This is a genomic window from Lactobacillus corticis, assembly GCF_018327645.1.
Classification (GTDB): domain Bacteria; phylum Bacillota; class Bacilli; order Lactobacillales; family Lactobacillaceae; genus Lactobacillus; species Lactobacillus corticis.
In genome coordinates this window covers 165,765-191,529 of sequence record NZ_BMAY01000002.1, presented here as the reverse complement: position 1 = coordinate 191,529, position 25,765 = coordinate 165,765, and the positions used below count along the sequence as shown (strand labels likewise).

At 42.2% G+C, this 25,765-nt stretch carries 21 protein-coding genes and 1 tRNA gene; 5 read left to right on the top strand and 17 right to left on the bottom strand.

Annotation, left to right across the window (positions count from 1 at the left end; genetic code table 11):
- Positions 1-45 precede the first annotated feature (45 nt).
- From KI210_RS02170 to KI210_RS02160, 3 genes are all read right to left on the bottom strand, one after another.
- Entirely contained in the window at positions 46-1,620 is a 1,575-nt protein-coding gene (locus KI210_RS02170) for an ABC transporter ATP-binding protein (RefSeq protein WP_212780248.1), read from the bottom strand.
- A 1-nt stretch (position 1,621) separates the two neighbouring features.
- Positions 1,622-3,184 carry an ATP-binding cassette domain-containing protein gene (locus KI210_RS02165; RefSeq protein ID WP_212780247.1) on the bottom strand — a complete coding sequence of 521 codons (1,563 nt, stop codon included), beginning with the start codon at positions 3,182-3,184 and terminating at the stop codon, positions 1,622-1,624.
- A gap of 554 nt (positions 3,185-3,738) precedes the next feature.
- Positions 3,739-3,811: transfer RNA gene (locus KI210_RS02160), tRNA-Thr, on the bottom strand.
- A gap of 163 nt (positions 3,812-3,974) precedes the next feature.
- On the opposite strand from KI210_RS02160, the gene KI210_RS02155 reads away from it, so the two are divergent.
- Positions 3,975-4,673: an MgtC/SapB family protein gene (locus KI210_RS02155; protein ID WP_212780246.1), complete on the top strand. Its 699-nt coding sequence runs from the start codon at positions 3,975-3,977 to the stop codon at positions 4,671-4,673.
- Positions 4,674-4,771: 98 nt separating this feature from the next.
- Here the strand turns inward: KI210_RS02155 and ppsA are convergent, their stop codons facing one another.
- Positions 4,772-7,207 (bottom strand): phosphoenolpyruvate synthase, encoded by a 2,436-nt coding sequence (gene ppsA, locus KI210_RS02150; RefSeq protein ID WP_212780245.1) that lies wholly within the window; start codon positions 7,205-7,207, stop codon positions 4,772-4,774.
- Positions 7,208-7,406: 199 nt separating this feature from the next.
- On the opposite strand from ppsA, the gene KI210_RS02145 reads away from it, so the two are divergent.
- On the top strand, positions 7,407-8,594 hold the full coding sequence (locus tag KI210_RS02145) for a DUF2974 domain-containing protein (protein ID WP_212780244.1): 1,188 nt from the start codon (positions 7,407-7,409) through the stop codon (positions 8,592-8,594).
- 100 nt (positions 8,595-8,694) lie between these two features.
- On the opposite strand, the gene KI210_RS02140 is transcribed toward KI210_RS02145, so the two are convergent.
- The 13 genes from KI210_RS02140 to dnaA form a co-directional block, all read right to left on the bottom strand.
- Positions 8,695-9,567: an ROK family protein gene (locus KI210_RS02140; RefSeq protein ID WP_212780243.1), complete on the bottom strand. Its 873-nt coding sequence runs from the start codon at positions 9,565-9,567 to the stop codon at positions 8,695-8,697.
- A 122-nt stretch (positions 9,568-9,689) separates the two neighbouring features.
- Entirely contained in the window at positions 9,690-11,075 is a 1,386-nt protein-coding gene (gene dnaB / locus KI210_RS02135) for a replicative DNA helicase (RefSeq protein ID WP_212780242.1), read from the bottom strand.
- Positions 11,076-11,088: 13 nt separating this feature from the next.
- On the bottom strand, positions 11,089-11,541 hold the full coding sequence (gene rplI, locus KI210_RS02130) for a 50S ribosomal protein L9 (RefSeq protein WP_212780241.1): 453 nt from the start codon (positions 11,539-11,541) through the stop codon (positions 11,089-11,091).
- 17 nt (positions 11,542-11,558) lie between these two features.
- Positions 11,559-13,580 carry a DHH family phosphoesterase gene (locus tag KI210_RS02125; RefSeq protein WP_212780240.1) on the bottom strand — a complete coding sequence of 674 codons (2,022 nt, stop codon included), beginning with the start codon at positions 13,578-13,580 and terminating at the stop codon, positions 11,559-11,561.
- A 111-nt stretch (positions 13,581-13,691) separates the two neighbouring features.
- Positions 13,692-13,928 (bottom strand): 30S ribosomal protein S18, encoded by a 237-nt coding sequence (rpsR, locus tag KI210_RS02120; RefSeq protein ID WP_212780239.1) that lies wholly within the window; start codon positions 13,926-13,928, stop codon positions 13,692-13,694.
- Between the two features lie 25 nt (positions 13,929-13,953).
- The gene (ssb, locus tag KI210_RS02115; RefSeq protein WP_212780238.1) at positions 13,954-14,472 is read right to left on the bottom strand and encodes a single-stranded DNA-binding protein; all 519 of its coding nucleotides are present in this window, start codon (positions 14,470-14,472) and stop codon (positions 13,954-13,956) included.
- 41 nt (positions 14,473-14,513) lie between these two features.
- The gene (rpsF, locus tag KI210_RS02110) at positions 14,514-14,810 is read right to left on the bottom strand and encodes a 30S ribosomal protein S6 (protein ID WP_212780237.1); all 297 of its coding nucleotides are present in this window, start codon (positions 14,808-14,810) and stop codon (positions 14,514-14,516) included.
- A gap of 224 nt (positions 14,811-15,034) precedes the next feature.
- Entirely contained in the window at positions 15,035-17,512 is a 2,478-nt protein-coding gene (gene gyrA / locus KI210_RS02105) for a DNA gyrase subunit A (protein ID WP_212780236.1), read from the bottom strand.
- A 9-nt stretch (positions 17,513-17,521) separates the two neighbouring features.
- Positions 17,522-19,480 (bottom strand): DNA topoisomerase (ATP-hydrolyzing) subunit B, encoded by a 1,959-nt coding sequence (gene gyrB, locus KI210_RS02100; RefSeq protein ID WP_212780235.1) that lies wholly within the window; start codon positions 19,478-19,480, stop codon positions 17,522-17,524.
- Complete coding sequence (recF, locus tag KI210_RS02095) at positions 19,480-20,613, bottom strand: DNA replication/repair protein RecF (protein ID WP_212780234.1); 1,134 nt, start codon at positions 20,611-20,613, stop codon at positions 19,480-19,482. Before recF ends, gyrB begins: the two co-directional genes overlap by 1 nt.
- A gap of 1 nt (position 20,614) precedes the next feature.
- On the bottom strand, positions 20,615-20,830 hold the full coding sequence (gene yaaA, locus KI210_RS02090; protein WP_212780280.1) for a S4 domain-containing protein YaaA: 216 nt from the start codon (positions 20,828-20,830) through the stop codon (positions 20,615-20,617).
- 320 nt (positions 20,831-21,150) lie between these two features.
- Positions 21,151-22,281 carry a DNA polymerase III subunit beta gene (gene dnaN, locus KI210_RS02085; protein ID WP_212780233.1) on the bottom strand — a complete coding sequence of 377 codons (1,131 nt, stop codon included), beginning with the start codon at positions 22,279-22,281 and terminating at the stop codon, positions 21,151-21,153.
- A gap of 169 nt (positions 22,282-22,450) precedes the next feature.
- Complete coding sequence (gene dnaA / locus KI210_RS02080) at positions 22,451-23,812, bottom strand: chromosomal replication initiator protein DnaA (protein ID WP_212780232.1); 1,362 nt, start codon at positions 23,810-23,812, stop codon at positions 22,451-22,453.
- A 477-nt stretch (positions 23,813-24,289) separates the two neighbouring features.
- On the opposite strand from dnaA, the gene rpmH reads away from it, so the two are divergent.
- From rpmH to KI210_RS02065, 3 genes are read left to right on the top strand one after another with little or no spacing between them, the layout of a single operon-like run.
- Positions 24,290-24,430 carry a 50S ribosomal protein L34 gene (gene rpmH / locus KI210_RS02075; protein ID WP_003549412.1) on the top strand — a complete coding sequence of 47 codons (141 nt, stop codon included), beginning with the start codon at positions 24,290-24,292 and terminating at the stop codon, positions 24,428-24,430.
- Between the two features lie 51 nt (positions 24,431-24,481).
- Entirely contained in the window at positions 24,482-24,868 is a 387-nt protein-coding gene (gene rnpA / locus KI210_RS02070; protein ID WP_212780231.1) for a ribonuclease P protein component, read from the top strand.
- Positions 24,849-25,706 (top strand): YidC/Oxa1 family membrane protein insertase, encoded by an 858-nt coding sequence (locus KI210_RS02065; RefSeq protein ID WP_212780230.1) that lies wholly within the window; start codon positions 24,849-24,851, stop codon positions 25,704-25,706. The genes rnpA and KI210_RS02065 overlap by 20 nt, the downstream gene beginning before the upstream one ends.
- Positions 25,707-25,765 lie beyond the last annotated feature (59 nt).

Below are 25,765 nucleotides of genomic sequence, written 5' to 3'. Positions count from 1 at the left end.
ACAATCTATGTTTTTTGAACTCAGCCTTATAGTGCCTATCAAATTTTATTCTTCCTTATCTAGATTGATTTCTCGATCAAATAATTCTTTCATTTCAGGAGTTAAGCTATGCGCAATAAATACTATCGTTTTTTTAGTCTTCACTAAATTCTTAATAATTTCTAGTGTGGCTTTCTGATCAATAGCACTTGTTCCTTCATCAATTAGTAACAAATTACTATCATGAACTAAACTACGCGCTAAAACAATTTTTTGTTTTTGACCACCAGAATAATTTTCATTAACTAGATCTAATTTAGTATCTAGTCCTTCACTAAATTCACCTACTAGTTGTACCTCTTGCTCTATTTTAGATACACGTGGTATTAAGCTAGGTTTAAACATAGTTATATTTTCTAATATTGTTCCTGGAATCAAGATTGGGCTTTGTGACAAATAACCAATTTGACTATAATTTGGTAAAATCTCTTTATTCTCATTGTTAAAATATATGATTTCACCATTATTAGGTAACAAATCACCTAATATTAATTTAAACAGAGTAGATTTTCCTCTGCCACTCTTACCAGTTAAAAGTACTTTCTCCCCCGACTTAACTATAAAATTAGGATAAGAGATACTTTGACCATTTGAAAATTTGATTTTTAAATTTTCTATCTTAAAACCACTAGGACTTTCACCTGTATCTGTATATGTGTATGTTTCTGCTCTATCAACAGTTAATTCATCTCTAATTTGTTTAGTTCCTTTAATTTTTACACGGTACGTTGAAATATTCATCAATGAACCGAATAAATAGAAATTAAAGCTAGTGATACTTGCAATTAATCCAAAATTACCATCATAAAAAATAATTATTATGGCAGTAATGATAAACAATACACTATCTCCTAAATTATATATTAAACTATTTAAATATTCTATTTCCTGTTCAACTTTGCTTTTACTAATAACTGACTTTTCAACGTTCTTACCAGCGTGTCCCAGAATTTTAAATAAGTGCTCTGTAGCTGTATATCTTCTAATTTCATTTAATCCAATTAACCAATTATTTAATGTATTTAGATACTTTTTATTTTGCTCGGATAAATTACTATAAGCTATATCTAACTTCTTATCGAATAGCTTTGGTAAATACAATTGAATAAAAGACCAGATTAGTGCTATTACAAATATTTCCCATTGTAGCTGTAGTAAGGTAGTAGTAATAAATAGTAATAGGACACCTTGATACACTGCATCTTTTATTGAATCCGTATACCCTTCTTTTACAATTTTTAGGTTCTTAACTAATTGATTCTGAACAATGTCAGGATGATATGCTTGTTTATTTTTTACCAGACTATCTAGAAAATTTTTTCGAATTTGATGAAATCCATTTTGTACTTGAACAGTCCACAGATAATTTCCTAGCTGCTTAAATCCACTACTTAAGATAAAACTAATAATTTGTAAAAAAGCAAACAGAAAAAAGCCACGATAATCACGAATTTTTATTTTATCAAATTGAATGGTTAGAAAATATGTCTCGAGTACTACTAATATAGCAGACATTCCTTCAAGCGTTAAGGAAACTATAAACCTTAGTGGATTAATTCTGAATAGTGTTCTAATTGTCATATTAATCCTCCTCGTGTAAATGGATCTCTTTCGTAAAAAGTTCCTTTTGACTTGATGACAAGTTATGAGCTACAAGTAATACAGTTTTTTCTTTAAGTAATCTCTTTATAATCAAAGTAGAGGTTTTAGAATCAATTGCACTCAGTGCCTCATCCAATAGTAAAAATTTGGCGGGATGTATTAGGGCCCTGGCTAAAAATATTTTTTGTTTCTGCCCACCAGACAAAGTTATATTGTTTGGATCAATTTCAGTATATATTCCCTTATCGAATTTACTTAAATCTTTAGCTAATTGGACATCATTAACTATTTCTTTTGCTTCCGCATCCAATTTATCATTAAACATAGTAATATTTTTTAAAATCGATCCTGGGAATAATATATTTTCTTGAGGTAAATACCCCAATTGACTCAGATTAAACTTTTTAGGCTTATCCTCAAAATTCAAATATTTAATAGTGCCGGAAGCTAATTTTTGCTGCCCTGTAATTATTTTTAGCAACGTAGATTTTCCACTGCCACTAGGGCCTGTAACTAAAATATGATCTCCATAATTTAATTCAAAATTATAAGATAATACATCATTATTGCTAAATTTTACTTTTCCATCTTCAATTTTTATAGTTTTTAACTTATTGATCGGCAATGCCGGCTTGGTTTTACAATATTTATTTAATTCTTGTCTAACTTCATGAGTAGAACGAGCAATAGTTAGTGCAGATATTGCTTCACCTAAGGAACTAAATATTCCATTTGCTAAATAGCCAGCTGCAACTATTGTTCCAAATTGAACTTTATTTTGAAAGTACAATATACCGGCAATCACTGGGATACCGAAAATTCCAAATAATTCAATTAAATTTTGGCAAAAGGTAGAAAATGTAATAACCTTTTGCTGATTAATTTCACTTTTTTCAAGCTTTTGCCCTACGTCACTAGTGTTCTTAACTAACTGATTTCCTATTCTATATCGACGAACTTCATCTAGTGCAACTATCCATTGATATAGATTTTCTAAATAATTACTATTAGATCTTGCAATTTGATTAGTTGCTTTAGTTGAAAATTTTTCAAAAATTTTGGGCACCATTAATGAAATAATAGCTACAAAAAATGAATAAAATACCAGGATCCAATTGTAACTTAATAAAGCAAGAAAAACACATACTACATATAAAATATTGTTAAATGCAATAAATACTTGCATAAAATAGTTCTCATCAAGCAAATCTAAATTACTAGTCAAATCATTTTCCATTTCACTGAGATTGGATGGATTTTCAACATAAAACTTTACATTTTGTTTTCTTAAGCTATGGTAGAAATCTTGAGTTTGTACTTCATACAAATAAGTACCATAACTTAAACTTCCATTAGCAATTTGATCAACAATAAACTTACTAATAATTATAATAATAAATAATTGAAATTTCCCATCCATGATTGCATTGAGCATAGGATTTACTAAATAATAACTAGTTGTTGAAAAAACTTGCAAAACTACAGAAAAAAATATAAGTGCGAATATTCTACCTGGGTTCGTTTTTATCCATTTTTTTAGCATTTATCTCACCTGATTTGGAAATTTATATATAGTCCAACCATCAAAATCCATTTGAATGCCTTCTTTGGGTGTTCGTAATCCCGTCAACATCATGATCGCCGTCTAGCGTCATACTCGCCACCCCCCTCTTTAATTATTTTTTAATATAATACAATCTATTGACATAAAAGTAAATGAAAATTTTAAATATAGGCATATATTTTTATTCCTAATATAACTTATAGTCTAAATAACTTATCTATATTTTTTCAGTTTAACCTAACATTTGAAGAAGTTTTCATCTAACTATATCAATTTAATTTACGTTCTACATGATTAAGAAATAATACAATCTCATCCATATTATGCATAACTTTTACAGCACATCAAAAAAGCAGGCTTTAAGCCCGCCATATCAACTCTTATTCTGCTCAAAAAATTACTTCGTGGAACATACTTTAATTTGTGTTCCAAATCATGTGCCAAAATTACTTTTACGCAAAAAAATCAACCTTCATTCATCTTCGTAAAACGTTGATAAATAAAGGCCAATCAAACTTGATAATTCTTTTAAATGCTGACTAAAGGGTTCGAACCTTCGACCTCCTCATTACTAGTGAGGTGCTCTGCCAACTGAGCTAAGTCAGCGTTGTGATCTCAACAACATAAATAATAATACATGATACGAGATAAGAGTGCAAGTATAATTTGATTTTTTTTCAAAAAAGTCTCCCAGCCAATCAAAATTCCGTAAAAGCAGTACAATAGTACACAGGATCATTTTTATAACTTTAATAGAAAGCGTGATTACATGGTAACTGCAAGTAATTGGCTAATTCAACTCGATTGGTTGGCTCGGATCGTTATCGCGGCGATTTGTGGGGCGCTAATCGGTTACGAGCGGGCCATTCAACGTAAGAGTGCCGGTGTCCGGACCCACATCGTAGTCGCCATCGCCTCTGCGCTGTTTATGATCGTATCAAAATATGGTTTTTACGATATTTTGAAAATGGATAATATTGCTCTGGACCCATCCAGAATTGCCGCGCAAATCGTTACTGGTATTTCCTTTATCGGCGCTGGTACAATCCTCGTTCGCCGAGAACAGATCTCTGGTTTGACAACCGCTGCTGGGGTTTGGGCAACTGCTGCGATTGGTACGGCCATTGGTGCCGGAATGTACGCCATCGGGATTATGGCCACTCTCTTCCTCTTCTTTATTCAACGAATCTTCCATGATAATTTGATGGATGTAATTATCAGACGGGTTCGGTTTAATATTCAGATTGAAGCCGTGAATAAACCGCATGTTCTTTCTAAGATTCAGGAAGAGCTGCAGGAGAATGAAGTTGAGTCAATCTCAGTAAAAATTCTTGATGTGAGTGACGAAAAAATTATCTTTAATGCCGATGGTGTCATTAACAACAAGAAGGATGAAAACGAAATTATTATGGCTCTGCGGAAATATCCAGATATCAAACGGATTTCTTACACCCGCGGGGGAATGTAATTGACATAAAAAGCGAAAAAAGGCTGCTCCACTTGGAGCAGCCCTTTTTCGTCCTAAAATCTAGGAACAAAATCATGAGTTTTGAAAATCCTTATTGCCTACCATTCGTAGTCTTCTGGGTCTTGTCTGCCTAAGCCAGTAGCCTGGTCGAGCAAAATCCGCTGTTCATAGTGGGCAACATTCCGCTTAGTTTCCTTGACCATGTCTGGGTTAACAGAAACATAGTCGATACCTGAACGAACCAAGAACTCGGTAAATTCTGGGTATTCAGATGGAGCTTGACCACAGATTGAAACGGTCTTGCCATCTTTATGAGCAACTTTAATTAAGTGGCGAATTGCCCGCTTAACTGCCAAGTTGCGTTCATCAAACAGCCGCGATACCGTATCGTTGTTGCGGTCACAGCCCAAAATAAGCATCGTCAAGTCGTTTGAACCGATCGAGTAGCCGTCAATGTATTGGTTGAACTTGTCGGCTAAGATGATGTTTGATGGAATTTCAGCCATCATGTAAACCTTAAAGTCTTCGCTGCGTTCAAGTCCTTCATCTCTCATGATGTTAATGACTTTGCGAGCCTCATCAGTCGTTCTGCAGAACGGAATCATGACGTTAAGGTTAGTCAAGCCGTACTCGTCTCTTACCTTCTTAACAGCCTTCAATTCGAGTTTAAAGGCATTGATGTACTTAGGGTCATAATATCTGGATGCCCCACGCCAGCCAAGCAGGTCGGCTGGTTCATGTGGTTCATACTTTTCCCCGCCCTTTAAGTTCCGGTATTCTCCTGACTTGAAGTCTGAGAACCGCAGAACTACTGGACGTGGTGCCATCGCCCGGGCTACCTTGCTGATCCCGTTTGCGAGTTCGTTAACTACTCGCTCTGGATGACCAGTTTCAATCAAGTATAGCGGATGCTGATGGATGTAAGTAGTCCACAAGAACTCTTCCCGCATTAAGCCGATTCCATCGGCAGGAAGCTTAGAATAGCGTTCTGCCAAGTCGGGGTCTCCCAAGTTCATCATGACCTTGGTGGCTGTTGGCGGGAAGTATTCAGCTGCCACGGCTGTAGCAGCTGGAGCTTCATTGTCCTTGTGCGGGTGCACGATTTCTTCGACAATCCCGTCATAAACAACACCGTTCTTGGCATCAACAGTGACATCTTGTCCCGTCTTCAGAATCTTAGTAGCGCTTGCCCCGCGGCTGCTAGTCCCCACGATACATGGAATTTGCATTTCACGTGAAACAATAGCTGCGTGGCAAGTCATACCGCCGTTGTTGGTAATGATGGCTGCAGCCTTCTTCATGGCTGGTACCCAGTCTGGCGAAGTCATCAGGGTTACCAAAATTTCGCCCTGCTTGAATTGATCAATGTCTTTAGGGTCATCAATTACGTGAACTTTGCCGCTGGCAATGCCTGGGCTGGCTGGCAAACCTCTTACCAAAACTTTATTCTCGCTGCTAGTACTGCTTGCAGCTGCAGCTGTCGGCTTGTCACCGTTCTTCTTCTTTTGTGACCAAACGGTTTCTGGACGAGCTTGCACCAACCATAATTTATTGTTTTGATCCAGTGACCATTCCATGTCCATGTAACAGCCATAGTGCTTTTCAATTTGCTTTGCATAGCCAGCAAGCTCAATGACTTGTTCATCGGTCAAAACCGGCTTGTCTACCATCTCAGCTGGAACATTCTTCTGTTCTACCCCACCGCCTGGAAGACGAGTCAATTCAATGTTTTTCTTGGTAATGGTCTTGTCGCTGATAGTCATGCTGGACTTGTCGACTACGTAGTTGTCTGGCGTTACGGTACCTTGAACGATATATTCGCCTAAGCCCCATGATCCTTCAATCATGACCTTGCTGTCGTCACCAGTAGCGACATTAACGGTAAACATCACCCCGGCAGCCTTAGAGAAGGCCATCATTTGAATAGCTGCTGAAAGAGCTACTTTTTCTTGCGGGAAGTTCTGCTTAATCCGGTAATAAGTTGCCCGGTCGGTAAACAATGAAGCGTAGCATTCTTGAACTTTCTTAACGACTTCGCTTCTGCCATGAACGTTTAGATAAGTATCTTGCTGGCCAGCAAAGGAAGCATCTGGCAAGTCTTCTGCCGTAGCGCTGGAGCGAACTGCAACAAACGGTTCATTCTCGCCCATCTTTTTAGCCAGGTTATTGTAGCCGGCTTCAATTTGGCTAGCTAAGTCTTCTGGCATCTTGGCATTAACAATGATCTTTCGAATTTGGCTGCAGATGCGATGAAGTTCATCTGAATTCTCGGGATCCTTTAAACTGGCAAGCAAGGCATTAACCTTGGTATTACAGCCAGTTACGGCCATAAAGTGTCGGTAAGCGGCTGCTGTCGTCGCAAAGCCATAAGGTACGGGAACGTTAGTGCCGGAAGTCAGTTCACCTAAAGAGGAGGACTTTCCGCCAACCAGCGCTACGTCTTCACGCTTCAATTCGTCAAACCATAAAATATAAGCTTGATCTTTGGCTTTATTTACATCAACAACTTGTACTGTGCTATTATTTTGGGTCATATCCTAACACTTCTTTCCAAAAATAAGTTAGCGCTTACATTTCTATAAGTATATTATGCACACGTTTTTTTAGAAATACAAATAAAACGATTGTAAAGGTTTTAACAAGCTTTTTGCTATTTTTTGACTCTCTTTGAATCTATAACTGTTAGAATAATAAATATACATCGATAGTTGAAAGGAGGAGCTTTGAACCATTATGTCGACATCTCTTGATTACTTACGCTGGCGGGGCGATTTGCCATTTGACTCGATCCATCCGCTTAACAGCGTTGATGCATCGTTATTTGCCAGCATTTCATATTTACCAATTGACCATACTGCCGTAGGCCATACGCTTGGTGAAGCTGCGAGCAAGCTTGCCAAATTGCCTTCTTTCCAAGTGCAGATGCATGGTGAAACAGCCACAGAAATCCTGCTCTTGCCACAATCTCCCCGGTTTGGCGAGGTAAAAATATTAGACTGGACCAACCGCATGGAAAAAGATCCCGTGCCCTTGCAATTTAATGCGGCAACTTTTCGGATTGATTCTAGCACCATCCTAATCACCTATCGTGGGACAGACAGCACGATGATTGGCTGGAATGAAGATTTTAATATGAACTACATGCCAGAAGTTTATGGACAGGATGTTGCAGCCTCTTACTTAAAAGACATCGCTGCCCGTTTTCCTAATGACCGCATCTATCTGACCGGGCACAGTAAGGGCGGCAATTTCGCCTGTTATGCGCTAAGCGTGGTTATTCCTGAAATCCAAGACCGCGTTATTCGGGCTTACAATTTTGACGGGCCGGGCTTCTACTATCAGGTTGCCAGCTCCCCTAGTTTTCAACGGGCCATGCCAAAAATGAAGACTTACATTCCTGAATCTTCAACAATCGGGACCATGCTTGACCATCCAGAACGAACCCTAGTGGTTAAGTGTACCGTGCCTTTTCACCAGCAACATGATCCACGTCGGTGGAGCGTTGGCCGCGATAGCTTTGTGCTGGCGGAAGGCTTATCGCCAACTGCTAGAATGCTGCGCCATGCTTTGATTCACTTCAATCACACAATTCCTGTGGCTAAACGCAGCGAAGTTTTTCCATCGATGTTCGACACCTTTGAGAACTATAATATCAAGGATGTAAACCAGTTTGGCGGCAAGCTTACAGGTACATATCGGTTTAGTCGCATTCTGATGTCGATGGATCCAGAAGTACGCCAAGTCTTATTAGCAATGTTTGGCGATATTTGGGAGAGCTACCGTAAAAATATTGCTCCTTTTGGCAATTCGCTTTTTGATAGATATCCCAAGAGCAATGATTCCAAGAAGGCACCGGTTTTCTTCGAATTCTATGATCCCAAGTATGCCCAAAAGCAACTGCCGGCGCCTAAGAAAAAATAGTTTCACATGAAACAAAAAAGACGGAGCAAGATAGCCGATTGCTATTTTGCTCCGTTTTGTGTGTTGTTTATTTTTCTTATCTTTACTTTGACTTCTGACATTATTTAGCAGCTAATTTTGCTAGTTCAAAATCACCTAAGGTAGCTGAGCCGTTATCTGCAACTGCTGGCCGCACAATTAATTGCTCTAAGTCGGGCACGTCTAGGTAGCCGTTCATCAGTTCCGCAAAATCGCGCCGAACTTCTGGCATATCTGCTTCGTTTAAAACTGATCCGCCCACAATTAAAACATCTGCTCTCGTAGTTAGGTAAACATCAAATAAAAGCTGCGCAACGTAGTAACGAATGAACTTAAATACTTGATGGTCGCGTGGGAGTTTTTCGCCTGCAATTCCAGTTCGCCCTTCTAATGTAGGGCCAGCTGCCAGGCCTTCAAAACAGCGATCCCCATGGAATGGACACCCGCCGGCATAGTCATCATCAGGATGCTTACGAGCTGTCATGTGTCCCAATTCTGGATGGTTGTTCAAGCCGATAAACTTGCCAGCTTGCAGCATCCCTCCACCAATACCGGTGCCAATCGTTACATAGAACAAGGTCTGATCATTTCGGCGGCCACGAGCAATATATTCGCCATAGACTGATGCATTTACATCCGTGGTCATCTTGACCGGTACCTGCAATTGCCGTTCAAATTCACCCTGCAGGTCAAAGTTGCTCCAACCAGGCTTTGGGGTCTTTTTGATGTAGCCAAAAGTTGGCGAATTAGGGTTGATATCAATTGGTCCAAAGGTGCCAATTCCCAATCCTGCTAGATCATATTGCTTAAAAAACTTGACGCAATTGGCCACAGTAGTTTGCGGATCTTCAGTTTTTACCCGCTCTTGCGCGGTAACTTGATCATCTTCTCCGGCAACAGCTACGATAAACTTAGTCCCACCAGCTTCTATACTGCCATATAACTTTTCTGCCATCTTCTTCTGCCTCACTCTCAGCTTAAAGTCTCTGTGTTTTATTATACTTAACAGTCCGTCTATATGTAAAGGCTTTCATAAAAATACCAAAATAAAAGGCCTGCCAATTGACAGACCTTTCATTATGCATCCGCAGGATCGTGATGCGTATCCAAATTTGAAAAACGGTTGTACGGCTTGGAAAACATCAATTTAACGGTGCCTCGGCTACCTGAACGGTTCTTTTCAACGATAACCTCAACCTCGCCATTATCGTCTTCCCCTGGCTCAGGCGCTTTTTGATCATCGCCATCGCCCTCTTCATCTCGGTAATAGTCATCCCGATACAAGAAACTAACAATATCGGCATCCTGTTCAATTGAACCTGATTCCCGCAAGTCACTTAAAATTGGTCGCCGGTCTTGCCGTTGTTCAACCGACCGTGACAACTGCGAGAGGGCAATAACTGGCAGATGCAGCTCTTTAGCTAACTTTTTCAATTGCCGAGAAATTGCGGAAACTTCTTGTTGGCGTGATTCAGATCTTGGTCCTTCGATCAGCTGCAAATAGTCGATAATGATCAAGCCCAAATTTTTATCTTCTTTAGCCAAACGCCGAGCTCTCGCCCGCAGCTCGCTCATCTTAATCCCGGCAGTATCATCAATATAAATATCAGCCCTACCTAAAGATTCGCCAGCTGCAAGCAGTTTTTGCCACTCGCCTTCATCAAGTTGTCCGGTCCGCAAATGCTGCGAGTCAATCAAACCTTCAGAAGCAATCATTCTTTGCACCAATTGCTCCCCACTCATTTCTAGCGAAAACATTGCCGCTGATTTATCAGTATGCAATCCCACATATTGTGCGATGTTTAAGGCAAAGGCAGTTTTCCCAACACCTGGACGAGCAGCTAAAATAATCAATTCATCATCATGGAAACCAGTTGTCAAATGATCTAGTCCCTCAAAGCCGGTTGGCAACCCCGTAACCGTCTTATCCTGTTCAGCTGCCTTACCAATTTCTTTGACGACGTTGCCCACCAAATCAGAAATTTTCCTAAAGCCAGCCGTGCTGCTGTCAGAAGAAACATTCATGATCTGTGTTTCGGCATTGTCTAAAATATCGGTAACGTCATCTGACCCTTCCATTGCAGCAGAAATGATATTCTGGCTCGCACCGATTAGCCGGCGCAAAAGGGCCTTTTGATGGACAATTTTAGCATAGTAGACAACGTGAGTCGGAGTTGGCGTAGCAACTGCTAATTCTGCAACATAAGCAATACCGCCTATATCTTCCAGTTGATTCCGTTCTTTTAATAAATTTTGTAAGGTTAATAAGTCGATGCCCTTTTCATCATCGGCCAAATCAAGCATCGCTTGGAAGATGAGCTGATTTGCACGCGTATAAAAATCTTCAGGAGCAACCTCACCTTCCGCATCAGCAATTACTTTAGGATCAATAAAAATTGCCCCCAGGACGGCTTTTTCTGCATCCGAGTCGTGCGGTACTTGTTGTGAAACAATGTTGTCCATGATTTAGCCTAAATTATTCTTCTACGATATGTACTTTGATTGTACCTTCGACACCCTTAAACAGCTTCACCGGGACGTTAGTGTAACCCAAAGCCTTGATGGGTTCTGGCAAAACTAACTTACGCTTATCAACTTTGATCCCGTATTGCTCTTCCAGTCCTTCAACAATCCGTTTGCTGGAAATTGAGCCAAACAAGCGCGCATCGGTTCCCGCCTTGCTCTTGAAGTTAACTACCGTTTCGTCTTTTTCTAAAATTTGCTTGATCTTTTCAGCTTCAGCCTTGTCAGCTTCATAAGCTGCCTTTTCATTGGCTTCAATCCGCTTTAAAGTGTTTAAGTTTCCGGAAGTAGCTGGCTTAGCCAAACCTCTTTTAATCAAAAAGTTGTTAGCATACCCATCTGGTACATTTTTGACTTCTCCGCGCTTACCGCGACCTCTAACGTCTTGTGTGAAAATAACCTTCATTTGTCTGCTCCTTTGTATTATTCATTTTCTTTTTCATATTCATCAATCGCCGCCAGCAGCAACTTATGGGCTTCAGCTACGGTCTTACCCTTAATTTGGGTTGCCGCATTAGATAAGTGACCACCGCCGCCCAGCTTTTCCATAATCAGCTGAACGTTAATTTTGCCCATAGACCGCGCTGAAATGCCGATAGTATCTTGACTGCGCCGCGTAATTACAAAGCTGGCACCTACATCTTTCAAATCTAGTGCCGTGTCTGCTGCTTGGGCGGTCAAAACCGAATCGATCACTTCGTCGTCTGCCCCACAAATAACTGCCATGTGGGGACGTTCCATTTTAAGCGACGCCACCAACCTGGTTCGCTCCATGAAGCTATTAATATCTTCTTTGAGCAAGTCGCTGACAAGCGTTGAATTTGCCCCAATTGAGCGTAAATAACTGGCAGCATCGAATGTTCTGGTACCGGTCCGCAGGGAGAATTCTTTCGAGTCAACCACGATCCCCGCCAACATCGCCGTAGCATCTAAGTCGGTCAGGATCTTCTTGCCGCCACCAGGCTGTTGATACTCTATCATTTCTGTTACCAGCTCACAAGCCGATGAAGCATATGGCTCAACATAGGTCAGCATAGGGTTTTCCGGGAATTCTTCTCCCCGCCGGTGGTGGTCAATGACAATAATGCGATTCTTCAGGCGATCATATAGCTCCGGATCATAAGTAATCGAATGCTTAGAGTGGTCAACCATGACTAGCAAGGACTTGTCAGTTACCTGATTCAAAGCAACTGTCGGATTAATAAAAATATCATTGTCCTTGTCAGACTTGGACATGCGGGCAACCAACCGTCCTACATCATAGCTAGTCTGGCTGGTATCTAAAACAAAATTAGCCTTAACTCCATGCAGACGGGCAATCCGGACAATGCCAATCCCGCTGCCGATCGAGTCCATATCAGGGCGCTTATGGCCCACTACAAAGACTTGATCTGCATCCTTAAATAACTCGCTGACAGCCTGTGAGACCATCCGAGCACGGACCCGGGTACGTTTAGCCATTGGGTTGCTTTTTCCGCCGTAGAAGTGCGCATCTTTGCCAGGAGCCCGTAATACTACCTGGTCGCCCCCTCGGCCTAAAGCCAAATCTAAGTTTGATTGGGCTTGATTAGCAACTTCGGTAATTGAATCGCTGCCGTAGGCAATCCCAATTGATAAAGTCAGCGGAGTATTCTGGCGACTAGTTTCTTGCCGAACCTTGTCCAACACTGAAAACTTGTCTTTCCGCATCCGACTTAAATCTTGAACGTGACTTAGCCAGATAAAGTGCTCTTCATCAATCCGTTTGAGATAGGAATTAAATTTCTTAGCATAATTTCCCAAAGTCGTCTGGATATACGAGCTCATACTGGTTAAATCTTGGTCATGCATCGATTCGCTCAATTCATCGTAATTATCGATGAAAACTTGACCAATTGCCAATTGTTCAGCGTAATATTTATCTTCAATCTTGGCATAGCGGGTAATATCCAGGAGGTAGATAACTCCCAAATCATCCTGCACCACCATTTCAAAACGGTGATTATCCCAAGTTATAACATGATTCTCTGATGTCTGGGCTTCCAGCGCCTCGCTAAGCAAGCGATCCAGATCCTCATCGACTGATTTGATGGTGTGCCCGATCAAATCATCACTCTTAAGGTAAAGCTGCAAATATGGATTTACCCATTGAATTTGTCGATCAGCATCGTATAACAAAATTCCCAAAGGCATTTTGATCATCGCTTCTTGTTCACTCCGTTTAATCCGGTAGGACAAGTTAACTGCGAAATTATTGGCATTTCCTGCCAAGATATACACGCCATAAATAACAAGTGTGACAGCTAAAATAAAAATGAGCATCATCGCCAGCCCAAAGAATGGGTTGATGATCAGGCCGATAATACTCCCTAAAAGTGATAGACATAGGATTAACACTGTCGACACGGTTAGCCGTGAATCTTTCAAGAAAGCAGGAAGCTCAAGCTGTTTTAAAAAAGCCTTCATGCAGATCCTTTCTATCCAAAAGCACAATATATCAGTCTCAATTATACTAGGATTTTCAGGCAAAATAAAATAGCAGGAACAGGTCCTGCTATTGTTTTTATTATTGACTTTTTAGTCTTCAGCTACGAATGGCAATAAGCCCATGATCCGTGCACGCTTAATTGCATTAGCAACTAAACGTTGGTTCTTTGCGCTGGTGCCAGTGACACGACGTGGTAAGATTTTACCTCTTTCTGAGATAAAACGTTTCAACAAGTCAACGTCTTTGTAGTCAACGTATTCGATGTGGTTAGCTGCGATGTAGTCAACCTTACGACGACGACGGCCGCCTCTTCTTTGTTGAGCCATATCTCTTGGTCCTTTCTAAAAATTTTTAGAATGGCAGATCATCATCTGAAATATCAATGGTGTCGCCTGATCCTGCAAATGGATCTGGAGCCTGTTGACCCCCGGCATTGTTAGCACCACTATTATTTCCTGATGGCATCCCGCCATTATTAGGCTGGAAGCCGCCATTTTGCGAACTTCCACCTGGATTAAATCCAGTGTTGCCTGAACGGTTTTCACGGTCGCGCCGTGATTCGAGGAAGGAGAAGTTGTCAACAACAACTTCAGTCACATACACTCTTTGTCCGTCCTTATTATCATAATTTCTGGTTTGGATCCGGCCTTCAATACCTACCAAGGAACCCTTGTTAGTGTATTGGCAGAAATTTTCTGCTGCTTTACGCCAAATTACGCATTGAATAAAGTCCGCGCCTCTTTCGCCTTGAGCGTTAGTGTATTGACGGTCAACGGCAAGAGTAAACGTAGCAACCGAGATCCCACTCCCAGTAGTACGTAATTCAGGATCACGTGTTAATCGGCCAATAAGTACAACTCTGTTAATCATACCCAGGTCCTCCTTAAAATTCCTAAATCACGATCTAAATATTACTTGTCTAATTTAACAGTCATTGAACGCAAAATTGCGTTGTCGATCTTAGACAAGCGGTCAAATTCGTTAACTGCATCAGCGTTTTCAGCAGTGAAGGTCATAATGTGGTAAGTCCCTTCACGATACTTGTTGATTTCGTAAGCGAAACGACGCTTGCCCCAGTCCTTGGATTCAACCATAGTACCACCGTTGTTAACTACAACCTTGTCGTAGCCGTCAACGAGAGCCTTCTTTGATTCTTCATCAACATCAGGCTTAATGATGTAAGTTACTTCATACTTGGTAGTTGCCATGACTTTCGCACCTCCTTTTGGTCTAAATGGTTCTTGGCTGTGTGCTAAGAACAAGGAGTAATGGTTATTACTCACAAATAAAGATTCTAGCACGAAAAAGAAAAAATTACCAACCAAATTACACGTGATCCTAGAAGAGTTTTTCCTCCTCTATTATCAAATACGCAATTTGTGGTAATTTTTTCGGCTTTTTCAGTCGTCTTTAAACTTTCTTAACTTTTAAGCTAGTCGGCTGAATCAGTTTCGTCGTCAGTTACAGCCTGTTCGTCCTCATTTGGCACACTTGCCAGACTAGCAACTTGACTGCCTTCATCGACCTTGATCAAACGCACGCCCATCGTTGCCCGGCCAGTTTGTGAAACATCGCTGGTCTTGAAACGAATCATGATCCCATCAGTCGTTACAACCATAATATCGTGGTCATTGTTTACGATTGCAACGCCAGCCAATGGACCGTTCTTTTCACCAATGTTGGCAGTCTTGATACCTTTAGTACCACGACCCTTAATTGGGTATTCAGAAGCAGCCGTCCGCTTGCCATAGCCCTTTTCCGAGATAACCATGACTTCATCATCTGGACGAATTACGCCGCTGCCGACGACATAGTCGCCATCGCGCAGGTTGATTCCCCGCACCCCAGCAGCACTACGTCCCATTGGTCTTACCTGATCTTCACTGAATGAAGCGGCATAGCCTAGGTGGGTCCCGATCAAAATGTTTTGTTCGCCATCAGTCGTTAAAACATTGCTCAATTCATCGCCATCACGCAAAGTCAAGGCAATCAAACCACTGTTTCGAATGTTGGCAAACTCACTAACCTTGGTCCGCTTAACCGTCCCCATCTTAGTGATGAAGAAGAGGTAGTCGTGATCATCTCTGCCTTCAGGGATATTAATTACCGTTTGAACGGTTTCTCCCTTGTCCAGCTGCAGCAAGTTAACAACTGGCAGCCCCTTGGCAGTTCGACTGTATTCAGGAATTTCATAGGCCTTCTTGGCATAGACTTTGCCGAGGTTGGTAAAGAACAGCAACAGGTCATGCGTGCTTGAGTAAATCAAGTTTTCCGTAAAGTCGCCATCTTGCACGCCCATGCCTTTAATTCCCTTACCGCCACGGTTTTGGGTCTTAAATTCACTGATTGGCATCCGCTTAATGTAACCAGTATGGGTTAAGGTCAATAATACGTTTTGCTTTTCAATTAAATCTTCATCTTCGATTGAAACAACTTCGCTATCCGTAATCTGGGTCCGACGCTTGTCCCCAAACCGTTTCTGAATGTCGAGCAGTTCATCGTAAATGATCTTATCAATTCGCTCAGGTTTAGCCAAAATGTCTTTGTAATCGGCAATTTTTGCCAATAATTCTTTATACTCTGCTTCAACCTTGTCACGTTCCAAACCGGTTAACCGTACCAGCCGCATGTCCAAGATTGCTTGTGATTGCTTATCATCCAGCCCAAAGCGACTAATCAAAGTTGCCTTGGCAATATCGGCCGTTTGCGCGCTGCGGATGATTTGGACGATTTCGTCGATGTTGTCCAAAGCAATCCGCAAACCTTCCAAGATGTGTGCTCTTGCTTCAGCTTTAGCTAAGTCGAACTTAGTCCGCCGAGTTACCACATCTTCTTGGTGGTCCAAATACTTTTGCAGCATTTGCTTCAAGGTTAAGAAATGCGGTGCTCCATCAACAATTGCGACCATATTCATCCCGAAGTTGGCCTGCATTTGCGTTTCTTTAAACAAGTTGTTTAACACCACGCTGGCGCTGGCATCCCGGCGAATATCAATCGTGATGCGCATCCCCTGCTGGTCTGATTCATCGCGCACGCCGGTAATTCCATCGATTGTGCGTTCACGTGCCAGGTCGGCAATCTTTTTAACCAATTCGGCCTTATTAACCATGAACGGAATCTCAGTTACGACAATCCGTTCGCGGCCGTTCTTTTCCTCTTCGATGCTGGTCTTAGCCCGCACAACTACATTGCCACGCCCGGTTTCGTATGCATGATAAATGCCGCTGCGCCCCATGATTACGCCGCCGGTTGGAAAGTCCGGACCAGGAATTGCCTTCATCAGCTCTTTGGTTGAGACAGCTGGGTTTTCCATCAACAAGTGAATGCCCGAAATTACTTCATCCAGGTTGTGCGGCGGAATATTGGTAGTCATCCCAACGGCAATCCCGCTGGCACCGTTTACCAACAAGTTCGGAATTCTGGCAGGCAAAACGACTGGTTCATTTTCCGTATCATCGTAGTTACGTTGCCAATCAACCGTATTCTTGTTGATGTCACGCATCATTTCAACGGCAATCTTGCTCATCCGCGCTTCGGTATAACGCATAGCGGCTGGGCGGTCACCATCGATTGAACCAAAGTTTCCGTGCCCATCAACCAGCATGTAGCGGTAGCTGAAATCTTGGGCCATATGCGCCATCGCTAAATAAATTGAGGAGTCACCGTGCGGGTGAAACTTACCCATAACTTCCCCAACAATTCTGGCACTCTTCTTGTAAGGTTTATCAGGCGTAACGCCTAATTCGCCCATCCCATAAAGAATCCGCCGTTGTACTGGCTTCATCCCGTCACGCACGTCCGGCAAAGCCCGAGCGACAATAACCGACATTGCGTAATCCAAGAAGGAGGTCCGCATCGTTTGCGTCAAATCAACATTTCTGATTCGCAAATCATCAGTATGATTATCCATTTAATCCTCCTAGGCATCCAAGTTTTCAACGTATTTCGCGTTTTGTTCAATAAAGTCACGCCGTGGGCCAACTTCATTGCCCATCAGCATTTCAAAGACGGCATCCGCATCCTTGGCATATTCGGGACTTACCCGATCCAAGCGCCGATTTTCTGGATCCATCGTCGTTTCCCAAAGCTGTTCAGGGTCCATTTCACCTAGCCCCTTGTAGCGTTGCACAATCGGCTTAGGGCTTGGCTGCAGCGATCCTAAATAGTCGTGCAGTTCTTCATCGGTATCCAAATACTTAACCAGCTTGCCTTGCCGCACTTGGTACAGCGGTGGACGGGCGATATAAACATATCCCTTGTCAATCATCGGCCGCATGTAGCGGTAAAACAGGGTTAGGAGCAGGGTCCGAATGTGGGCTCCATCGACATCGGCATCAGTCATGATGATCAATTTATGGTAGCGAGCCTTGTTGACATCAAAATCGGCACCAAAGCCAGTTCCTAAAGCCGTAAATAAAGTTCGAATTTCCTGGTTAGCCAAAATTCGATCCATCGATGCTTTTTGCACGTTCAAAATCTTCCCCCGAATTGGCAAGATTGCCTGGGTTAAGCGTGAACGTCCTTGCTTAGCACTACCACCGGCTGAGTCCCCTTCGACGATGAACAATTCTGAAATTGAAGGGTCATTGGAAGTGTTGTCGGCCAATTTGCCCGGCAAGTTGGCGATTTCTAGGCCTGACTTTTTCCGGGTAACTTCCCGCGCACGCTTAGCGGCTACGCGGGCACGTTCAGCCAGCTGGCCTTTTTCAACGATCTTCTTAGCCGTGCTTGGGTTTTCCATTAAGAAACGGCTAAAGGTCTCAGAGAACGCCCGGTCAACGGCTGTCCGAGCATCTGAATTGCCTAGCTTGGTCTTAGTCTGCCCTTCAAATTGCGGGTCCGGGTGTTTAACCGACACAACTGCCGTCATCCCTTCCCGGATATCTTCACCAGACAAGTTCTCATCTTTGCTCTTGAAGATCTTCGCTTTATTAGCATAGTCGTTAACTACTCTGGTTAAAGCAGTCTTAAACCCAGCTTCATGCATCCCGCCTTCGTAGGTGTGAATGTTGTTGGCAAAAGTCAGCATCGTCGTTTTGTAGCCAGTGGTATATTGCAAGGCTACTTCAACATTAATGCCGTCATAATCGCCTTCGACGTAGATCGGTTCATCAAAGAGGACTTCTGAGCCTTCATCTAGGAATTTAACGTATTCACGAATCCCGCCTTCGTAGTGGTAAACATCAGTTTCAGCAGTTTCTTTTCGCTTATCCGTAAACGTCAGCTTCAAGCCACGGTTTAAAAAGGCTAATTCGCGAATCCGATTCTTTAAAATCTTGTCATCAAACGTCGTGGTTTCAGTAAAGATGTCAGGGTCAGGGTAAAAATGCACAATCGTTCCGTGTTCAGTTTCGGGAACCGTCCCAATTTGTTTCATTTCATCCTTAACGCGACCATGGTCAAAATCAATAAAGTACTTCTTGCCATCACGCATTACGGTAACTTCAACTTTAGTTGACAAGGCGTTAACTACTGAAGCACCTACCCCGTGAAGACCACCTGAAACTTTATATCCGCCACCGCCGAACTTACCCCCGGCGTGCAGCACCGTAAAGACTGTTTCTAGAGCTGGCCGACCTGTTTTGGCCTGAATATCTACTGGAATCCCACGACCGTCATCTTGTACTGTCACTGAGCCGTCTGCTTCGACAGTAACTTCGATTTTGGTTGCAAAACCAGCCAACCGTTCGTCAATACTATTGTCGATAATTTCCCACACTAAGTGGTGCAGGCCTTGCGAACTAGTCGAACCGATGTACATGCCTGGCCGCTTTCTGACCGCTTCCAAGCCGCCAAGAACTTGAATTTGACTGGCATTGTATTTATCGGCTTCTTCTTCGTATTTTTTGACCTTGTCCAATTCGTTTTGATCAGCCATTAACTCCGTGCTCCTTCTTCAAAACTAATCTCGCCATGCGAGATTTTATATACTTTGGGCTGTTTGATAATTTCCCAAGAAATTCCAGTTAGATCGGTGGTAGTGATAAATGTTTGCGTCTTGCCATGGATATAATTAAGCAGCGATCGTTGCCGATCATGATCCAATTCGCTCATCACATCATCCAGCAAAAGCAATGGGTACTCATCCGTCAATTGATGCACTAGTTGGATTTCTGCCAACTTCAAACTCAAGGCGATAGACCGCTGCTGGCCTTGTGAAGCATATAGATGGGCGTCGCGGTCGTCTAAGCGAAATTGCAAATCATCCCGATGAGGGCCCGCTAGCGTTGTGCCCTTGCGGACTTCCGCATCAGCTTGTTGTTTAAATTGCTGCTTAATTGCCTGATAGAGTTCCTTAGTATCCATTTCTGGGGTCAGCGTTGCAATCGAGGGTTGATAACTAATTGTCAACTCTTCGCCAGCCTCACTGATATGCTGATAGGCGTCTTGGGCATAACCATTCAGCAAGCTTAAAAAACGGCGCCGGCGAAAAATCACTTCCGCTGCCACCCCAGCCAGTTGATCAGATAATACTTCTTGAAATACTCGATCTTTTGCCTGTCCTAATTGCAGCTGCTTCAAGTAGTTGTTTTTTTGATGCAGCACTTGCCGATACTTGCTTGCATAATACAGATATTCGGCATTTACCTGTCCAAATTCTTGATCCATAAAGCGCCGTCTCAAAGCTGGCGCCCCCTTGATCAAGTCCAGGTCTCCAGGCGCAAATAAGATCGCATTCAGCTGGCCAACATAGTTGGATAATTTAGCTTGTTCAACCCGGTTAATCCAAGCCTTTTTGCCTTTTTTGCTGATTAGCACCCGCAAATCAAGCGCTACTTGGCTTTTTTGGATATGACCGCTTAAATTGGCAAACTCGTCGCCAAAATGAATCAAGTCACGATCATTGCTTGTGCGATGCGACCGCGTCAAAGCTAAGAAAGCAATTGCCTCCAGCAAATTAGTCTTGCCTTGGGCATTTTTTCCAATAAAAATATTGACGTTTGGATCAAAATCAACGTCAACGTTTTGCAAATTACGAAAATGCTGTGCAGAAAAGTGTTCGAGGTACATCCTACTTAAATTCGTATTGCATTCCAGCAACTACCAGCTGGTCCCCAGCCCGCAGCTTCTTGCCGCGACGTGCTTCCGTTTCGCCATTAAGCTGAACTGGGTTTTCTTCAAGATAATGCTTGGCTTGCCCACCTGAAGAAACAATGCTCTCTTCTTTCAAAAATTGTCCTAAAGTGATGTATTCACCACTAATTGCAAAAGTCTTTATCATGCTCACCTTCAATGCCCGTAAAAAACAGCCGCTGAGCGGCATTCTGTCCTCTATATTATAGCGTTTTTGGCACTAGTTTACAAGCTGTAAGCCATTTTGAGGGCTTCTGAGCGGTTTTTAACTGTTATTGGGGAATTCCTTTAAAACGGGGTAAAATAGCAAAAAACATGCAATTATTTTCTTTTGCCAAAAAACTCACTGAAAAACGCAAGCGATAATTATGGCAAAGCTGCTGGGACAGCTATCAGCTTTAATAAAATTACAACAAAACAAACAAGCCTCGTCTATTACAGACAGGGCTTGTTATTTTAAATTAGCTTTTTGATTTAAAAAGTTCTAACCGGCGTTATCAATTGGATAAAATCAATTGTTTTATCGTCTGGGGTCACTGTAAATGGACGCAGCGGCTGGGTGAATTTCATAACAACGCTGTCGGTTTCAGAAGCTCTTAAAGCATCGCGCAAGTAGTCAGGGTTAAATGAAATCATCAAATCATCCCCCGTCAGTTCGCCAAACGTTACGTTTTCTTCAACGTTACCAATTTCGGCTGACTCACCTGACAAGCGTACTTGTTGCTTTTGCGTATCTAAAGTTAGCTTAACCACGTTATTGCGGCCGGCGTGCGTCAAAAGGCTGGCCCGATCTAGCGCACTTGATAATTCTGCCAAGTCAAATTTCACTGTCGTCGCACTTTCAGTTGGCAGCAAGCGATCGGTATCAGGATAATTGCCTTCCAATAAGCGAGAATAGAAAGAAATATTGCCAATTTCGAAAAGAACTTGGCTTTCTCCTGGGCAAACCTTAACTTCAGGATCGCTTTCACCAATAATACGCGATAATTCCTGCAAGCTTTTACCTGGAATGATCAAGTCGGTCTTTACTTGTGGGCCATTTTCCAATTTGAGCGAACGTTCAGACAAACGGTGAGAGTCAGTAGCTACCGCATTGATTTCATTTGGATTGAAAGTAAAGTGAACCCCCGTCAAAACCAAACGACTTTCTGAAGTAGCAACGGCAAATTGCGTTTCATTGATAATTTCCCGCAAGGTTTTACCAGAAAGCTTGAATGCTGAATCATCAGGAATTTCTGGCAAGCGTGGGTAATTGTTGGCATCTAAGCCGTTAATCGTGAACTCACTATTTTCAGATACAATCTTGGTTTGGAAACCTTCTTGCACTTCAAAAGAAAAATCTTTTCCTGGCAATTTTTTGATAATTTCACTGAAAAAACGAGCAGTCAAAACGATGCTGCCAGTAGATCCAACCACTAAATCATCACTAACCGGTACGCTAGTTTTGATTGAGATATCTGAGTCGCTCCCAATCATGATTAGTTCGGTATCCGTCAGCGTTAACTTAATTCCGCTTAAGATTGGAATAGTTGCTCGACTGGAGATAGCCCGCATGACGTTGTTAAGATTTTCGATAAATAAGTTTCTGTTTACCGTAAACTGCATTTGAATCTCCTCTGCTGCTGTTTGCTTTTTAATTATTAGTTATATATTTAGTTAGTAGTAGTAGGTCCTGTTAATCTTGTTGAAAACCTACCGAATCATTGAATTTACGGGAAAGAGTCCGTTAATAACTTGTGGATAAGTATGATGCTTTTCCACATTAGATTTTTGTCTAACGGTCCAGCATTTGCCGTAAATCGAGTACTGCACGCTTAATCTCGCTATCAGTCTTGATCTCAGTCTTGATTTTTTCGTAAGCATGCATGACTGTTGTGTGGTCCTTGCCGCCAAACTCTTGACCAATTTTTGGCAGACTGGCGTCGGTTAATTCCCGTGATAGGTACATGGCGACTTGTCGCGGAATGACGATCTGCCGTACGCGCTTCTTACCCTTGAGTTCTCTAGTGGAAGTTTGGAAGTAATTAGCTACCACTTCTTGAATCTTAGAAATCTGCAAACCGCGGTCTTTTTGTACTAATTTTAAGTCTGCTAAAGCATCACGAGCAAGACTGCTATTGATGTCTTCTTTTTCGATCGTGGCATGGGCCTGAACTTTTACCAGGGCCCCTTCCAGTTCACGGATATTGGTATCAACTTGCGAAGCAATGTAGTCCAGCGTGCCTTCGTCAACTGCCATCCCATCAGATTCGGCTTTTTTACGCAAAATCGCAATCCGCGTTTCAAGATCAGGCGGCGTGATTTCAACTTGCAAGCCCCAAGTAAACCGCGATACCAAACGTTCAGACAAGTCAGGAATTTCGGTTGGCAAGCGGTCGCTCGTCATGACGATTTGTTTCTGGTCATTATAGAGAGTCTCGAAAGTATGGAAGAATTCCTCCTGAATCCCCTCTTTTTTAGCAAAAAACTGAATGTCATCGACTAAAAGCAAGTCGGCGCTGCGATACTTCTTACGAAACTTATCCTGCGTCTTATTTTTGATCGAGTTGATGAAGTCGTTGACAAAAGTTTCACTTTGAATGTAGACGACGCGAGCTTGCGGGCGCTCAGCCAACATTTGATGACCAATGGCTTGCATTAAGTGCGTCTTGCCCAAACCGGTTCCGCCGAAGATGAATAATGGGTTGTAAAAACTGCCTGGACTGTCGGCAACAGCTAATGCTGCCCCGGCAGCTAATTTATTCCCTTCGCCTTGAACAAAGTTATCGAAAGTGTACTTATCATTAAGCTTTAAATCTTTGGTAAATTCATCCTGCTGCTCTTCGACATATTGATGGCGCTCAGCTTCTGGCTTAGGGGTGACTAGCCGTTCGGGGCTGTCATCGCCGTCAATGGTAAAAGTTGGATAAACCTCTAGCTGCGCATAGCCATATGCCGACTGAATCAGCTCGGAAGATAAGTTTTTCTCCCAATAACCTTTTGCTACCGGATTTTGGACGGAAATAGTCAATTCATGACTGTGTTTGTCATAAGCGATGGGTCTGGTGTTTTTGAACCAGGCATTGTAGGCAACTTCATTAAAACGACCACGCATTTGATCATTAAAATGCTGCCAGAATTTATCGATATCGAACAAAATTAATTCCCTCCAGTAGATTAAAGCATCCTAATTTTAGCATCAAAAGAATTAGTTTTCCACAGGTGCAAAAGAGAAATTCAGAATTCACAGCCTGTGGAAAATATATTTTTAGTTACTCACATAATTGTGCTAAATTAAATATAAAAACGACTTGTCTACATGAATATCTGTGGATAAAAATCCCATATTTTTCAAGCGATTAGCCCAACTCACTGAATACTTATCAACACCCTGTGGACAAAATTATCAACACCATGTTAGTTGTGGATAATCTTGCAAATATCTCTGTGGATATATTTTTTTGAAAAAATTTTGCTTTCTCTTTTTTCCACACAAATTTACAAAAATAATTGCTTTTTTTAGCGTGTGTTCGGGCTTTTTTTAGATTTTTTACTTGGTTTTTTTCTTGCTTCATGCTATCCTAGATAAGAAATTGTGCAGTTAGGCACACGATAACGGGAGGTGCAAACTAGAATGACTACTAAGAGAACTTACCAACCAAAGAAGCGTCACCGTTCACGCGTTCACGGTTTTATGAAGCGGATGAGCACGTCAAACGGCCGTAAAGTATTAGCTAGACGCCGTGCAAAGGGTAGAAAAGTCTTATCTGCTTAAGCCACTGAATCCCAGTGGTTTTTTTAATCTAATAGAGTGGAATGAAACGTTTTGAGAAAGTCTTATCGAGTTAAATCCGAACAGGATTTTCAAAAAGTGTTCGAACATGGCGACTCAGTCGCCAATCGCGCTTTTGTCATTTATAAATTAGAAAAAAGCGACAACAAGCATTTCCGCGTCGGCATTTCAGTCGGTAAAAAAGTAGGGCATACAGCTGTTGCTCGTAATCGACTTAAACGCTTCATTCGGGCGGTAATTACGGAAAATCGCGGGCAGATTGATCCGCAAGTCGATTTTTTAGTGATTACTCGGCCATACGCTCGTAATTTTGACCTACCAGCCGTGCGCCAAAATTTGTTGCACGCTTTGGAACTTGGTCAAGTAATAAGCACGCCAGAAAAAGTTGAGGATAAAAAGAGTGAAGGACATTCTGACTAAGAGAAATCTCAAACGACTTTTGCTAGTTTTGGCGGTAATGACGATTGCTGTTGTTTTGACGGGATGTGCTAATACCAGTTCAAGCAGTACTACTATTAGTCATGATAGCTGGTGGTACCGCTGGGTAATTAGTTACTTCTCAGACTTCTTGTTGTGGCTGTCAAAGGTGTGCCACAACCCAGGAGTTGCAATTATCGTCTTTACCGTGATTATTCGGCTGATCTTGGTCCCATTGAACGCAATGTCGATCAAGAGTACGACAAAGATGCAGCAAATTCAGCCACAGCTGTCGGCGCTGCAAAAGAAGTATTCAAGCCGTGATCCAGAAACCCAGCAAATCCTGCGTGAGGAAACCAACAAGTTGTATAAAGAGGCAGGAGTCAACCCATATACTGGATGTTTGCCAATGCTGATTCAGCTGCCGGTTATGCTGGTCTTGTACCAAGCCATCTTGGCAACGCCAGAATTGCAAACTGGACATTTCCTCTGGATGGACTTGGGTAGACCTGACCCATACTACGTCATGCCAATTTTGGCTACGGTCTTTACCTTCTTGTCGAGTTATGTCAGTCAATTGTCGACTCCGAAGGAATCCCAAAATATGACCAGCAAGATCATGATGTATGGGATGTCGCTGCTGGTAGGGTTCTGGGCTTTGTACTTCCAATCAGCAATTTCGCTTTACTGGGTAATTTCCAACCTCTTCCAGCTGATTCAAACCTTCATCTTGCAAAACCCGATTAAGTACAAGCGGGAGCAAGAAGCTAAGGCTGCTGCTGAAAGAGAGCGTAAACGCAAATTGCGTAAAGCATATAAGCAGATAAAACGTAAAAAATAGCATATAATCTAAATTAGTTTAGATAAAGTGGTGAAAGTGCTTTATCCATCATATTTGTG